The sequence below is a fragment of the Methylobacterium sp. AMS5 genome (assembly GCF_001542815.1).
Classification (GTDB): Bacteria; Pseudomonadota; Alphaproteobacteria; order Rhizobiales; family Beijerinckiaceae; genus Methylobacterium.
In genome coordinates, this window is sequence record NZ_CP006992.1 from 3964976 (window position 1) to 3979432 (window position 14457).

The 14457-nt window shown below is 68.0% G+C and carries 7 protein-coding genes and 3 pseudogenes; 3 read left to right on the forward strand and 7 right to left on the reverse strand.

Annotated features, from left to right (window positions below; genetic code table 11):
* Window positions 1–5: 5 nt before the first annotated feature.
* Window positions 6–1528: pseudogene (locus Y590_RS25935) on the reverse strand (ISNCY family transposase).
* Window positions 1529–1675: 147 nt separating this feature from the next.
* Between Y590_RS25935 and Y590_RS17840 the strand changes: the two are divergent.
* Window positions 1676–2572, forward strand: a pseudogene (locus Y590_RS17840) (IS3 family transposase); the annotation flags it as partial.
* A 30-nt stretch (window positions 2573–2602) separates the two neighbouring features.
* Here Y590_RS17840 and Y590_RS17845 read toward each other — a convergent pair.
* Together Y590_RS17845 and Y590_RS17850 are read right to left on the reverse strand one after the other, a co-directional pair.
* Window positions 2603–2929 (reverse strand): annotated as a pseudogene (locus tag Y590_RS17845) (transposase); the annotation flags it as partial.
* A 171-nt stretch (window positions 2930–3100) separates the two neighbouring features.
* Window positions 3101–5776: a sensor domain-containing phosphodiesterase gene (locus Y590_RS17850; protein WP_060771025.1), complete on the reverse strand. Its 2676-nt coding sequence runs from the start codon at window positions 5774–5776 to the stop codon at window positions 3101–3103.
* 539 nt (window positions 5777–6315) lie between these two features.
* On the opposite strand from Y590_RS17850, the gene Y590_RS17855 reads away from it, so the two are divergent.
* Both Y590_RS17855 and Y590_RS17860 read left to right on the forward strand, forming a co-directional pair.
* The gene (locus tag Y590_RS17855; RefSeq protein ID WP_003600567.1) at window positions 6316–6498 is read left to right on the forward strand and encodes a DUF3606 domain-containing protein; all 183 of its coding nucleotides are present in this window, start codon (window positions 6316–6318) and stop codon (window positions 6496–6498) included.
* Between the two features lie 356 nt (window positions 6499–6854).
* Entirely contained in the window at window positions 6855–7070 is a 216-nt protein-coding gene (locus tag Y590_RS17860; RefSeq protein WP_060771026.1) for a hypothetical protein, read from the forward strand.
* An 897-nt stretch (window positions 7071–7967) separates the two neighbouring features.
* On the opposite strand, the gene Y590_RS17870 is transcribed toward Y590_RS17860, so the two are convergent.
* The 4 genes from Y590_RS17870 to uca all read right to left on the reverse strand — a co-directional run bounded on the left by Y590_RS17870 (window position 7968) and on the right by uca (window position 14456).
* Window positions 7968–8189, reverse strand: a complete 222-nt coding sequence (locus Y590_RS17870) for a DUF6894 family protein (protein WP_060771027.1) — start codon at window positions 8187–8189, stop codon at window positions 7968–7970.
* Window positions 8190–8483: 294 nt separating this feature from the next.
* On the reverse strand, window positions 8484–8699 hold the full coding sequence (locus tag Y590_RS17875) for a hypothetical protein (protein WP_060771028.1): 216 nt from the start codon (window positions 8697–8699) through the stop codon (window positions 8484–8486).
* Window positions 8700–8795: 96 nt separating this feature from the next.
* Window positions 8796–10613, reverse strand: a complete 1818-nt coding sequence (gene atzF, locus Y590_RS17880; protein WP_060771029.1) for an allophanate hydrolase — start codon at window positions 10611–10613, stop codon at window positions 8796–8798.
* 312 nt (window positions 10614–10925) lie between these two features.
* The gene (uca, locus tag Y590_RS17885; RefSeq protein WP_060771030.1) at window positions 10926–14456 is read right to left on the reverse strand and encodes an urea carboxylase; all 3531 of its coding nucleotides are present in this window, start codon (window positions 14454–14456) and stop codon (window positions 10926–10928) included.
* Window position 14457 lies beyond the last annotated feature (1 nt).

Sequence of the window (14457 nt, forward strand, 5' to 3'; positions counted from 1 at the left end):
AGGCTCTAGGACGGCAAAGTCTGCTGTTGCGCGTGTTGTTCGAGGGCCTTGAGATAGGCGTCGGGATCGCGGCGGAAGCGGGTGCGTTGAGTGCGCGCCTGCCTGCGGATGTCGAGGGATCGGCGTAGGGCTCGCCATTTCTCTGGATCGACCCGGCAGAGGTCGCGTCCGGATGGTGCCCGAGTTCGGGAGTGAATGCCGGCCACGAGCCGCACGGCGCCCCGCAGCACCGCGCCGGGCGAGGCGGTCTTGCGTCCGGTGGCCCGCCGCTCGTGGTAGCGCTGGGAACCGAACAGTTGCTCCAGGGCATTGTTGGTGCGTGGCAGGTCCGCCCCGTCGGCGGCGTGGAACAGTCCCGGTCGATAGCTGCGCGCGACCTTGGCGAAGTGGTCGAGGGCGGGACCCAGCCCTTTCACCCGATCCCGGTGGCGCCGCATCGCCCCCAGCAAGCCGTCGAAGCGCCGCCGGACCTTGGCCCCCGGCTCACCGGCGGGGTTGGTCAGGAGGCGGGCGCCCGCGTGTACGAAGACGAAGCCTCGGCTGATCGCCGGCCAGAGGGCGGCCGTGCCGGCGAGCGCCCGCTCGATCAACTGCTGGAGCCGCCCGAGCGGGCGCGAGCCCTGCGCCTCGGCCCCCCTTTTGAGCGCACCCGTTCCAAGCTTCCGGCCACCTTCTCCAAGCGGTCCTTCAAGCGCAGGCCCGCCGCGTCGAGCGGGGCGCGACCGTCGTCGGTGATCGCGCTGCGGATCGCGCTCGCATAGCCGCGCACCAGATCCGCCTCCCTATCCGTGCGCCCCTCCACCCCCCGCTCGATCGGGCGTACGCCGCGCACGCCCTTCTTCAACTCCTTCTTGGCGTGCCGGTCGGCCTCGAAGATCGGCAGGGCGGCTTCACGCAGGAAATGGAAGTGGCAGAGTTGATGAGGCACGCCCGGCAGGACCAGGGCCACCGCCTTGCGGACGGACTGCTGACCGTCGCTGATCACCCCTACCACCGGCACACCGACCGCCGCGATGACCTCACGCAGCAGGACGGCCAGATCCTCGGCCGTGCCCGACAGCAGGCTGCGGGCCAGGAGCACCGTGCCGGAGAGGCAGTCGCGCAGCACCCAGAGCACCTCGTGCCCGACATCCGGCTGCAGGCCGTCGAGCGCCCGGATCATCCGATCCTGCCCGGCCAAGTGTCGGCGCAGGTGAGCGGGGTCTGCGAGTTGGGTGGCCACGACCTCGTCGTAGCGGTCGAGCAGGTTGGTCACGCTGCGTTCGGCGATGGCGACCCCGCGCCCGCGCAGGATCGCGTGGATTTCCGGCACCGAGCGATGCTCGCGGTGGCGCAGGGCGCCCACCAGGGCCACGACGTCGAGGCCGAACTCGTGGTGCGGCAGGGCGAGCGCGCCTTCGGCCTCCGGGCGGTAGGGCTTGTGGAAGCGGACGCAATCCGCAGCCTCGCAGCGACGGATCTTCAGACGCAGGCGCACCGTGCCGGTCAGCGTCACCATCGTGCGACGATTCTCGTAACGGATCCGCATCGCCCGGCCGCAGATCGGGCAGAGCTGGCGGACCGGAGCCAAGACCCGTTCACGATCCGCCGTCCGACACTCGGTTCGGGACATCGCGCGCCTCCAGCAGGCGCCCCCATAACGTCAAACACCAGACAGCCGGCTTTGCCGTCCTAGAAAAAAAGCGATCGGCATCTTCGCGGAGATGCCCAAGTGACGTTCGCCTTCATCGAGCAGCATGCGAACACCTGGCCGGTGCGTCTCATGTGCCGCATGCTCGCAGTCTCCCCCAGCGGTTACTACGGCTGGCGGTCACGTCCCGAGAGCGACCGGTCGGTGTCGAACCGTCAGCTCCTCGACGACGTCCGGCGGATACATGCCGAGCATCATCGGCGCTATGGCTCACCTCGGGTGCACGCGGCCTTGCGCGCAGAGGGCCGAACCGTCAGTCGCGGGCGGGTGGAGCGCCTGATGCGCCGTCAAGGCATCCGGGCTCTGGCAGGGCGTCGGTTCCGGCCCTGCACCACCGACAGCCGTCATGATCTGCCGATCGCGCCCAACCTCCTCAAACAACAGTTCTCGGCTGCCCTGCCCAACACGGTTTGGTTGGCCGATATCACCTACCTGCCCACCGGCGAGGGCTGGCTCTATCTGGCCGCCGTTCTCGATCTCGCCACGCGAAGAATCGTCGGTTGGTCCATGCGCGACCACATGCGGACCGAACTGACATCGGCCGCCTTGATGATGGCCACCCAACGGCAGCGACCGGCCGCTGGGCTCATCTGTCACTCGGATCGCGGCAGCCAATACGCCGCCGAGGCCTACCGAAAGCAGCTTGCCGACATGAAGGCGACGCCCTCCATGAGCCGTACGGGCTGTTGTTACGACAATGCTCCCATGGAAAGCTTCTTCCACACACTCAAGGTCGAACTCGTCCACCAACGACGATGGGCGACCCGGGACGAGGCCCGACGCGACCTGTTCGCCGACATCGAGGGCTACGACAATCGGCAGCGCATCCACTCAGCGCTCGGTTACATCACGCCCGAGCAAGCCGAGCGGAATGCAAGCTAAACCCCGTGTCCGCGAAAGCAGGGGAGGATCAGTGAACCCGGTCGGGCGCCAGACCGCGGCATCGATCTCCAGCCCGACGAACCAGCGGAACAGCCAGTTGTAATCGATCTGCTCCATCAGCATCCGCTCGGAGCGCACCGAGAAGAACGCTTGCAGCAGCGTGGCCCGCAGCAGCATCTCCGGCGGGATCGAAGGGCGGCCCAAGCCTAAGTACAGGCTCTCGAAGCGCTCGCTCAGCCCGGCCAGGACTTCGTCGGCCAGGGCCCGGATCGCTCGCAGCGGATGCTCGGTCGGCACCCGATCTTCCAGACGCACGTAGCTGAACAGCTTGGCCGAAGCCGCCTCGCGCCCGCGCATCCCGACACTCCACCCCTTGCTCAGAAAGAGTGAATCATCTCCAAAGCCGCTACGCCATCGACTTTTGCAGCAGCCTGCTAGGACAGGGCAATACGCGCCTGCAAGCCGCAGGCGCAGCTATGCAGCACAAACGCGAGCTAGACTGGAATATTCGGCTTCACACGGCCTGTTTTATGAATTTTCCACCATATTTCCGCCGATGAATTCGATAGCCTGCGCGGCCGATAGGGGTCGGCTGAAAAAATAGCCCTGCACATCCGTACAGCCTTCGCGGTGAACCTGCTCAAGCTGAGCGTTCGTCTCGACGCCTTCCGCTGTGACGGTCGCGCCAAGTTCCTTTGCGATCCCGACCACGGCTCTGACGATGGCCGCAGCACCCGGATCGCTGATCTCTCGGACGAAGGAGCGATCGATCTTGATCTTGTCAAAGGGGAAGCGACGCAGGTAGCTCAATGAGGAGTAGCCGGTACCAAAATCGTCCAACGCGATGAGGACTCCGAAGCCTTTCAGCCGATGCAGGCAAGCGGTCACAGCGTCAGCGTCTTGAACAAGGATGCTCTCGGTGATCTCCAGCATAAGGCGATTTGGCGCGAGGCCTGAGGCAGCAAGAGCCGATAGGACGCTCTCCTCGAGCCCAGGCTGCTGGAACTGGATGGCAGAGACGTTGACGGCGATCCGCAGGTCATCAGGCCAGGACGCCGCTTCGCGACACGCCTGCTGCAAAGCCCATGAGCCGAGCGGAACGATCAACCCCGTTTCCTCGGCCACCGGGATGAACGCGTCCGGCGCGATCATCCCACGGGTTGGATGAGGCCAGCGCATCAGCGCCTCAAAGCCGACGGTCTTGTGGTCGATCAGACGCAGAATGGGCTGGTAGTGCAAGGCGAAGCCGCCGCACAGAACAGCCTCACGCATCTCCAACTCAAGCTGCATTCGGCTCTCAACCGCTGCATCCATGCCAGCTTCGTAGAAGCAGAAGGTGCCGTGCGTGAAATCCTTGGCTCGATAGAGTGCGAGGTCCGCGTTCTTGAACAGGACCTCCGGCGCGTCGCCGCTCGAAGGAGCGAGTGCAATGCCGATGCTAACGCCGACAGTGACAAGGACACCGCCAAGATCAAGCGGCTGGCCTATGGCATCAATCACGCGCTGCGCCAGTTTGCTCGCCTGATGCGCATGGTCAAGGTGCGAGATAATTATGGCAAACTCGTCGCCCCCGAGCCGCACCACGACATCACTCTCTCGGACGGTTGTACGTAACCGTTGGGCGATCTGGCACAGCAGTTCGTCACCAGCGGGGTGGCCGAGCGTGTCGTTGACGGTCTTGAAGCGGTCGAGATCGAGACACAGCAGAGCTGCCTGACCTCGACCGCGGCGCACCTCGGCCAGCCTTTGCTCCAGATGCTCGTGGAATACGGTGCGATTGGGCAAGCCCGTGAGCGCATCGTGGCGGGCGATGTAGGCAATGCGCTGCTCAGATGCTTTGCGCTCTGTGATGTCGATGTAGGTGCCAACGATCCGCAGCGGTGCACCGTGCTCGTCCCGTGCCACGACCCGGCCGCGCGACAGCACCCAGGCGTAAGCGCCAGTTTTGGTGCGCACGCGGTGCTCGCACACATAGGACGCTGAGCGCTCCTCGAAGTGCTCTGTGAGAAGCGCCCGAGCGTGCCGGATGTCATCCGGGTGGGCCAGGCGCTCCCACGAGCGAATGTTCGGTTCGATCTCTCCTGGCTCGTATCCGAGCATCGTGTGCCAACGATCAGAGTACCAGACGTATCCTGTAGTGACGCTCCAGTCCCACAAGCCGTCACTGCCGCTGTCGAGTGCGAGCGCAAGTCGCGCCTCGCTCTGCTCAAGTGCATCCTGGGTTGTTCGACGCTCAGTTACGTCGATGTTGAGGCCGACGATCCGCAGCAGCTGACCGGTCGCCTCGTCACGGAGGATGCGGCAACAGCCCATCAACCAGCGGTACCGGTTGCCCCCTTCAGGGTGAAGGACCCGGTATTCGAGCTTGTAGGTCGTATGGTGCAACGCGTCCCCGTAGATCGCCCTCATCTGAGCAAGGTCACCAGGATGAACTCTTGCAGCCAACTCCGCGACACTGACATCGACCCAAGCTGTCGCTCCTTCCCCGCAGGGAAACCCATACATGCGAGCACTCTCGGGTGAGTTGCGCACCACGCCTTCATCAAGGCTCCACTCCCACACACCGGCTCCGGCGGCCTCCTGCGCCATCAGCAAGAGATCGGCCGTCCGCTCCAGCTTGGCATGTGCGGTTCGATAGCGCTCCTCACTCGCGGCGATCAGCGCCTGAGAGCGTGTGCGCTCCTCGAGCGCAGCCTCGGCTACAAGCCGTCCACGATGAAGCTCGATGTGGGCGACAACGATGCGAGCAAGGTCCTCAAGCTGGGTTCTCTGCGCCTCGGAGAAGGTGCGTGGCTTCGTGTCAATGATGCACAACGTGCCGAGGCGGATGCCTGAACGAACGACGAGCGGCGCCCCTGCGTAGAAACGGATGCCGGGCTCGCCTGTCACCAGAGGATTGTGCGCAAAGCGCGGGTCCGCCGTTGCGTCTTCCACGACGAGTGCATCGTCACTGAGAATCGCATAGGCGCAGAAGGCGACATCGCGCGACGTGCCATCTGCGGTGACTCCGCACTTGGCCTTGAACCATTGCCGGTCACTGTCGATGAGTGCAATCGACGTCATGGGGACAGAGAACAGCGCAGCCGCCGATCTGCACACGGCATCGAAGTGAGCCTCAGGCGCTGTGTCGAGGATGCGCAGATCGCGCAGCGCCGCGAGGCGCTCGGCCTCGTTCGGCAGAAGCGGCGGTACGTGTATTCCCATTGCTCAACGCCACACCCGTTTGGAGAGTAGGCGGACGGTAAGCGGCATTGATTGACGAATAGCTCACGGAAATGTGACCGCCATGAGGGATGGAGCTCTGTGCCCCGCAGAAGAAATCCAAATTGGGTGGTCGATGTGGGCCGATCAACGCTGGCGCATCCCTGCCAATTCGCTGTCCCCGCCGAGCGGATCCAAGCCAGGGGATTTTTAGAGCATCGTGCTGGAAATCAAATCCAGGACGATGCTCTAGCCTCTTGTTTTCGCATCATTTTTTTCGAAAGCCGGAGGCCGCCTTTCGGGATGATGCTCTAAGGGTTCGAATTCCACGCCTTCCGCCGAAGGCGGGGTATTGCAACCGGTTTCACTGACCCTGTCGAAGGTTGGCAATCGAATGAGTGTTGATGTCTGCGACACCGCGGTGCTACACCTCAACGGCAACCGCGCGCCCTAAGTCATTGATTTCATTCGTTGCGAGTGGCGTGGACGATTGTCCCACCTCATCCAACCCGACGACCTCCGACGACCTCACGGGATCATTCATGGCTGGCCTCAAGGACAAGCGCGGTTTCATCGACAAGGACCGCCTCGACCTCAGCGAGCGCAAAGCGGTCGAGTTCTGGATGAAGCGCTGGGGCGTCACGCAAGACCAGCTCACCGCCGCGCATCGAAAAGTGGGCCGCATGACCAAGGACATCGCGGCTGAGCTGGGCAAGAAGCGCTGAAGCATCGTCCTGGAGACCTGATCCAGGGCAATGCTTGAGCAGGCTGCTGCAAAAGTCTGACGCGGTCGAACGATCATCTCCAGCTTGGTCGAACTTCGCGCCGAGCGTGAGGCGTGCTGACGGGATGAAGCGTCGGCTGCCGCACTGCCCGGCATCGACAATCGGCTTCCAGAGAATGGTTCACTCCTCCCCGAGACTTTTGCAGCAGCCTGCTAGGGGCAAGCGAGCATGATCCAGGCGGGGGTGCTCCTTGGCTCCTACCGTTTGAGGAAAATGCTCTCGGGTGGGAACCTTGGCCTAGGATAATCACCTATCCACCCTGCCTGGGACGGCCCTAAGCTCCCAAGGAGATGGTGATGAAGAAGACGACGCTCGCGCTGGCAATCCTGCTCGGAGGCTTTACGGCCGGCACCGCATCGGCAGCGCCGATAGCACCCGCCGGCATCCAAGCCGATAGCAGCATCACGCAGGCTCGCATGTCCCACCACGAGCGGCGCATGATGCACCGGCACATGATGCGCAAGCGGATGATGCATCGGCACCATCACCGGTCGATGCGTCACCGGATGTAAAGCGGCAGATTTGATCGAGGGGAGGGCGCTCACAAGGCCCTCCCGCTCGGCAAGCCGCACGCGACAGTGAAGCGCTCCAGTCCGAACCATCGGGCCAGATCAAACCGTTGATATCGATGATCTTTGATGAGCGGCTCGGAATGACCCGCCCGTTCCGCATGATCGGTGCCTGCCCGATCGGAACGTTGAGACCATCCGGTCCCTCGCCGAGGCACCGCCTCATGAAGGCTTGATGTTCCTCGGGCTCGACAAACACTTCGTGGCACGGCATGTGCGGGCGCAAGGTGTTTCGAACAGAGACCCAAGCTCTCAGCATCAGGATCGGTATGTTGCGCAACCGTGGCCGGCGACCGTTCACCGTCGAAGCCAAGTCGAACGGCCAAACCCGCTTCGTCTCCATCCCCTCGAAGCTGCCACGGGAGGCGCAAAAGCGGGCGGGACACGCAGAAGCCGCGGCCCTGTGGCCCTCGCTCGAGGCCGCCGCACCCAGCGTCCGGACTTCGGCTGACGAGGCGCCCCCCGAGCATCGCCGCATCTTGCCGAGCCTCCTCGTCGCGGAGGTGCAAGAGCCTGAGTCGGAGCCCGCGATCGAGCCCGAGGTGCTTCCTCGCGTTCGCCGGGTCGCGCCGCCCAGCACCACGCCAGAGGGCGCCCCGCGTCGCCGGGGCAGGCCGCGGAAGGTGCCCATCCCGAATGCCGTCGAGGTCGTCGAACAGCCCGTCCCGGAGCCGCCTCAGCCCGTGACGGAGACAACCCCTCTCGTCAGCCGGCGCCGCTCGGACAGGGCAGGGAGCGAGACGCTGCGCCTGGGTGAGCGCTGGAAGCGGCGCTTGCCCCGGGTGTGCTGGTAGAACCGGCAGCGGCCAGCGCCGCGACCGCGTTCCGCCTGACGATCGATCAGCCCGACACGAACGGCTTCACCAGCACGCGTCGGCCGTTGAGGTCATGCACGCTGACGTGCCACTGCGACCAATCCTCCTGGTCATCGAGGCTGCTCATCACCGCCTGGGCCACCGCGTCGGCACGCCGGACGAGGCGTGCGGGGACCCGGATGTCCTTGCCTTGAGCGTCGAACACGCATGCGTAGCCGTTCGTCGCGTGAAAGCGGTAGCGTGCCATCTGCGCCAAACCCTCCTGACCGACTCCGACAAGCCGGCCGTTCGCTTTTCGTTCCCATATGGGGACAAAGGGTGGAAAAGAGCAATGCGACCCACGGCCCCTCAAGGATTGAGTGCCTCATAAAACTCCCGGTCTCTGACCGTTCTCGCTCTGGCGATGAAAGCGCGGCGGAAGTTTTGTGAGAGACACTTACACCCAATTTTGAACGCGCCGCCGCTTGGGGATGAGACGGCTCCTGGGCATCGGTTCTGCGGGGCAGGCAGCGGTACGCCTCCGCCCGCCCCGCGGGCCGGCTCAGCCGGCGCCGTAGCCGCCCTTCGCATTGTCCGTCGAACGATCGGGCGAGTGCTGATCGTAGCCGCCGGACTGAGGGCCGGGTTTTTCGCCCTCGGCCGAGGCCGGGCCCGTGGGTCCGAGATCCGGCTCCGCTTCGGGCTTGCTGCGCTCACCGGGCGGGCGACCGGGCGGCTGTGTCCCGATCGCCTCCCGCTCCGTCTTCGCGTCTGCCATCGTGAACCTCCTTGGCTTCCGTCAAGGAAAGGGCTCATCCCCCCGAGAGGTTTCTCCAAGAGGCTCCGGCCCGATGCGATCGGGCCGGGCACGGCTCTACGTCGCGGCCCCGGAGGCGAGATAGGCGCGCCAGCCGCCATGCCCGCTGATGTCGCGCGCGCCCGCGAGCCCGGCCGCTTCCGCCAAAAATCCCTTCGGCACCGTGCCGTCGGCCAGCGACAGCGTGCCGATCGCGAGCGGCGAGGGAATCCCCGCCACGAAACGGCCGAAGGCGTCCGGCGCCAGCGCCCAGACCTCGGTCGCGATCGCATGGCCCGTACCGGGCGCGACGCGGATCAGGCCGGGCCGGGCCGGCGGTCCGCCGGGCAGCGCGTGCAGGCGGTAATCCGGTGTCGTGGGGACGGCGCGCAGGAAGCGGGCGCCGCGGGCGGTCAGCTCGCCGTTGAGCGGCAGGCCGGACAGATGCGCGCCGACCACCGCGATCTCGATCTCATCCCCTTGCGCGCGATCCCCGCGCGATGCGGCCTCCGCCGGAATCGGCACGCCGCTCGCCCCGAGGGTGCCGCCGGCCGCCGCGTGGAGGCGGGCGCCGAGTTCGGCAATGAGGCCGTCGGCCCCGCGCGGCGCGATCAGCGTGACGCCGGAGGGGAAGCCGTCGGTGCGGAAGCGGCCCGGCACCGCGAGGGCGCAGAGATCGAGCAGGTTGACGAAGTTGGTGTAGGTGCCGAGTTCGCTGTTGGGCCCGACCGGGTCGGCTTCGAGCTCGGCGACGCGGCGCGGACGCGGGTAGGTCGGCACCACGAGCACGTCGATTCCGCGCCAGACGGCCTCCGTCGCCCGGCGCAGTTCGGCCAGGCGGTAGAGGCCGGCGAAGGCATCCGCCGCCGAGTGGCCGGTGGCCGCACCGATGATCGCCCGCGTGGTCGGGTGCAGGGCCTCGGGGCGCTCCTCGATGAAGCCGCGGATCGCCTGATAGCGCTCGGCCACCCAGGGGCCGGCATAGAGGAGCCCCGCCACCGCGAAGAACGGCGCGAGATCGACCGCCGACACCGCGCCGCCGATCACCGTCCGGAGATCGGCCAGCGACGCATCGAAGGCCGCCTCCGAGGCCGCGTCGCCGCCGAAGATCCGGCCCGCGGCATCCGGCACGCCGACGCGCAGGCCGGGAGGCAGGGCACCGGGGCGGGGCGGGGCGGGCAGGGCGCGCGAATACGGATCCTGCGGATCGTATCCGGCGATGATCCGGTAGACCGCATCGGCCTCCGTCACGGTGCCGGCGAAGACGGAGAGGGTGTCGAGCGTGCGGCAGGCCGGGACCACGCCGCGGCCCGAGACGCTGCCGAGGGAGGGCTTGAGCCCCACCACGTTGTTGAGGGCGGCGGGCACCCGGCCCGAGCCCGCCGTGTCGGTGCCGAGGGCGAAGCCGACGAGGCCGCGCGCCACCGCCACCGCCGAGCCGGACGAGGAGCCGCCCGGCACGACCGCCGGATCGATGGCGTTCTTCGGCACCGGATAGGGCGTGCGCACGCCGACCAAGCCGGTGGCGAACTGGTCGAGATTGGTCTTGCCGACGAGGACCGCACCGGCCGCGAGCAGGCGTTCCACCGCCGGGGCTGTCTCTTGCGGCGTGTAGGCGAAGTCCGGACAGGCGGCGGTGGTGGGCAGGCCCGCCACGTCGATGTTGTCCTTCACGGCGAAGGGCACGCCCCAGAGCGGTTTGTTCACGGGGTCGAAGGGGCCCAGCGCGCGGGCGGCGGCCTGCATGTCCGCCTCCGGCACCCGCGCGAGGAAGATGCCCGGATCGTCGGCAGCAGCGATCCGGCGGTCGATCTCCGCCACCACCGCCTCGGGCGAGAGCCCGTCGGCATAGGCGGCGTGGAGTGCGCTGAGGCTCGGGAAGGCGGGAACCGGCATCGATCTCTCACGTCCGTGGAAGGGCGTCGTGCGGGCGGCACGCGGCCCGAAATTCAAACAGAAATGCCTGCGGCGACCCGAGCCTGATGGCCCGGCTGCCGGAATGCCTATCGCGGTGTCTCCCGGTCCCGGTCGCCCTGCGGCAGCCGCCCGGCAGCCTTGGCCTGGAGGCCGAGCACGACCAGACCGAGGATCGCGGCGAGGGCGCGGTGGATCTGCTGCATCATCGGCCGTCTCCGTGCCTGTGCGGGGAGCGTGCCGGGCGGCCTCCGCCATCCGGCCGGGCGGGCCTTGCAAGATCCGTCCCGGCCTTCAGATCTCGAGGATGGCGACGAGGTCGCCGCCGCGCAGGGTGCGGCCGGGCCCGGCCCGGATCTCGCGGACCCGGCCGCCGACAGGGGCGGTGACCGCCACCTCCATCTTCATCGATTCGAGGATCGCCACCGTCTGCCCCGCGGCCACGGTCTCGCCCTCGCCGACCAAGACCTTCCAGACATTGCCCGGCACCGTGGTCGGCACGCCCTCGCAGCCCGGCGGGATCGCGGCGGCCTCCGCGGCGACCGCCTCGTCGGCGACGAAGCTGTCGAGCCCTTCCGCCTTCCAGCGCTCGCGCTCGGCGGCGAAGGCCGCCCTCTGGCGCGCGCCCGCCTGCGCGATCTCGGCGGCGTTGCCCGCCAGCATCGCCCGGTGCTCGGCGTAGGAGAAGCGGCCCTCCTCGATCCGGATCGGATAGGCCCCGTGCGGAAAGGCGGCGCGGGCCTCGGTGAGTTCGTCGTGGGAGACGGGATGGAAGCGGATCCGGTCGAAGGGCCGCAGCAGCCAGGGATGGCCCGGCACGAATTCGCGGGTGGTCCGCCACGTGTTCCAGATCTGGAGCGTGCGCCCGAACAGCTGGTACCCGCCCGGCCCCTCCATGCCGTAGATGCACATGTAGGCGCCGCCGATGCCGACCGCGTTCTCCGGCGTCCAGGTGCGGGCCGGGTTGTACTTCGTCGTGACGAGGCGGTGGCGCGGATCGACCGGGGTCGCCACCGGCGCGCCGAGATAGACGTCGCCCAGCCCCATCACGAGGTAGCTCGCGTCGAAGATGATGCGGCGCACCGCCGCCTCGTCGGGCAGGCCGTTGATGCGGCGGATGAACTCGATGTTCGAGGGGCACCAGGGCGCGTTGGGGCGCACCAGCTCCTGATACTTGCGCATGGCGAGCGCCGCCTGCGGGTCGTTCCACGAAAGCGGCAGGTGGACGATCCGGCTCGGGACGCTGACATCCTCGGCGGCCGGCAGGTCGGCTTCGATCTCGCGCAACAGCCCGAGGAGGCGGGGGCGCCGCAGCGCCGTGCCGTCGTAATGGATCTGCAGCGAGCGGATGCCCGGCGTCAGGTCGGCGAGGCCGGGGAGCCGGGCGGCGCGCACCGCCTCGGCCAGGAGATGGACCCGCAGCCGCAACCCGATGTCGAGGGCCATCGGGCCGTACTCGACGAGGAGATTGTCGTCGCCCTGGCGGCGGTAGGCGACGGGGACCGGGTCGGTCTCGTCGCGGGCGAGGACGGGCGAGCCGGGAACGGAGCCCGCGCCCCGGATCACGGCGGGTGCCGCCATCTCGTCCTCCGGCCGGGCCAGGGGCCGGAAGCGCACGGTGTCGCCGGGCCGGAGCTGGCCCATCTTCCAGAGTTCGTCGCGGGCGATGACGCCGGGGCAGACGAAACCGCCCAGACTCGGGCCGTCGGGGCCGAGCAGGATCGGCATGTCGCCGGTGAAGTCGATGGCGCCGACGGCGTAGGCGTTGTCGTGCAGGTTCGAGGGATGCAGGCCCGCCTCGCCGCCGTCGCTGCGGGCCCAGCGCGGCGTCGGGCCGATCAGGCGCACGCCGGTGCGGGCCGAGTTGAAGTGGACCTCGTAGGACGCCGCGAACAGGTCGGCGATGTCGGCCTCCTGGAAGAAGTCCGGCGCCCCGTGCGGGCCGTAGACGACGCCGATCTCCCAGTCCTGCGCCAGCGGCGCGGGCTCCGGCGCGGAGGCCGCGACCTCCGGCGCGTCGCCGAGATGGAGCACATCGCCGGCCTTCAGCACGCCGGTGGCGTGACCGCCGAAGGCACCGAGCGCGAAGGTCGCGCGCGAGCCGAGCACCACGGGCGCCGCGAGGCCGCCGCGCAGCGCCAGATAGGCGCGCTGGCCCGGCCCCTCGATCGCGCCGACGGCGAGCGTCTGCCCCGCCGTTATCGAAAAGGCCTCGCCGTGCGGACGCGACTCACCATCGAGGGTGAGCCGCATCGCGGCGCCCGCGAGCGCCACCCGGGCATCCGTATGGAAGCGCAGGGTCGGGCCCGACACGGTGAGTTCGAGGGCGCAGGTGTCTTGCCCGTTGCCGACGAGGGCGTTGGCGTGGGCGAAGGAGCGGGCGTCCATCGGCCCGCTCGGCGGCACGCCGACCTCCCAAAGGCCGAGCCGGCCGGGCAACTCCTGAAGGCTCGATTGGGGCCCCGGCAGCAGCACCTCAATGCTTTTGGGAGCATAGGCGAGGTCGCGCAGGGCCGTGGTCGCGACGCGCCCGCTCGCGAAGAGGTCGGAGGCGGCGATGGTACGAAGATAGTCGAGGTTGGTCTCGATGCCGGAGATGGCGGTGTCGGCCAGCGCCTGCCGGAGCGCCGCCAGAGCCGCCGGCCGGTCGGGCCCGGTGACGATGATCTTGGCCAGCATCGGGTCGTAGAACGGGGTCACCTCGGTGCCCGTGGCGATCCAGCCGTCGATGCGAGCGGTGTCGGGGAACCGCACCTCGGTCAGCAGGCCGGCGCTCGGCGAGAAGTTCGCGTGCGGGATCTCGGCGTAGAGCCGCGCCTCGATCGCCGCGCCTTTCGCCACGAGCGGGCCGGCCTCGGTGATCGGGTCCTCGCCCGCGGCCTGGCGCACCATCCATTCCACGAGATCGATGCCGAACACCGCCTCCGTCACCGGATGTTCCACTTGGAGCCGCGTGTTCACTTCGAGGAACGAGAAGTCCTCCCGATCCGGATCGTAGATGAACTCGACGGTGCCGGCCGAGGCGTAGGCGACGCTCTCCCCCAGCGCCACCGCCGCGGCGTGGAGCCGGGCGCGCACGGCGTCGGAAAGGCTGGGGGCCGGGGTCTCCTCGATCACCTTCTGGTTCCGGCGCTGGAGCGAGCAGTCGCGTTCGCCGAGCGCCACGACGCGGCCGCGCCCGTCGCCGAAGATCTGCACCTCGACATGGCGGGCCTGCGCCACGAAGCGCTCGAGATAGACGCGGGCATCGCCGAAGCTGGCCCGGGCCGTGCGCTCCACCGCGGCGAAGCGCTCGGCCAACTCTTGCGCCGAATGGCAGAGCTGCATCCCGATGCCGCCGCCGCCCGCCGTGCTCTTGAGCATCACGGGGTAGCCGATCGTCTCGGCCGCACTCAGCGCCGTCTCGACATCGGGCAGCAGGTCGGTGCCGGGCAGGAGCGGGACGCCGCTGGCTTTGGCGAGATCGCGGGCCGTGTGCTTGAGGCCGAAGGCGCGCAGGTGCTCCGGGCGCGGGCCGATGAAGCGGATGCCCTCCGCCGCCAGCCGCTCGGCGAAGCCGACGTTCTCCGACAGGAAGCCGTAGCCGGGATGGACGGCCTCTGCGCCTGTTTCCTTACAGGCGGCGATGACGGCCTCGACGTCGAGATAGCTCTGCGCGGCCGGCGCGGGGCCGAGGCGCACGGCCTCGTCGGCGGCGAGCACGCCCGGGGTGAAGCGGTCGGCGTCCGAGTAGACGGCGACCGAGGCGATGCCCATGCGCCGCAATGTGCGCACGACGCGGGCGGCGATCTCGCCGCGATTGGCGACCAGAACCTTGGCGAACATC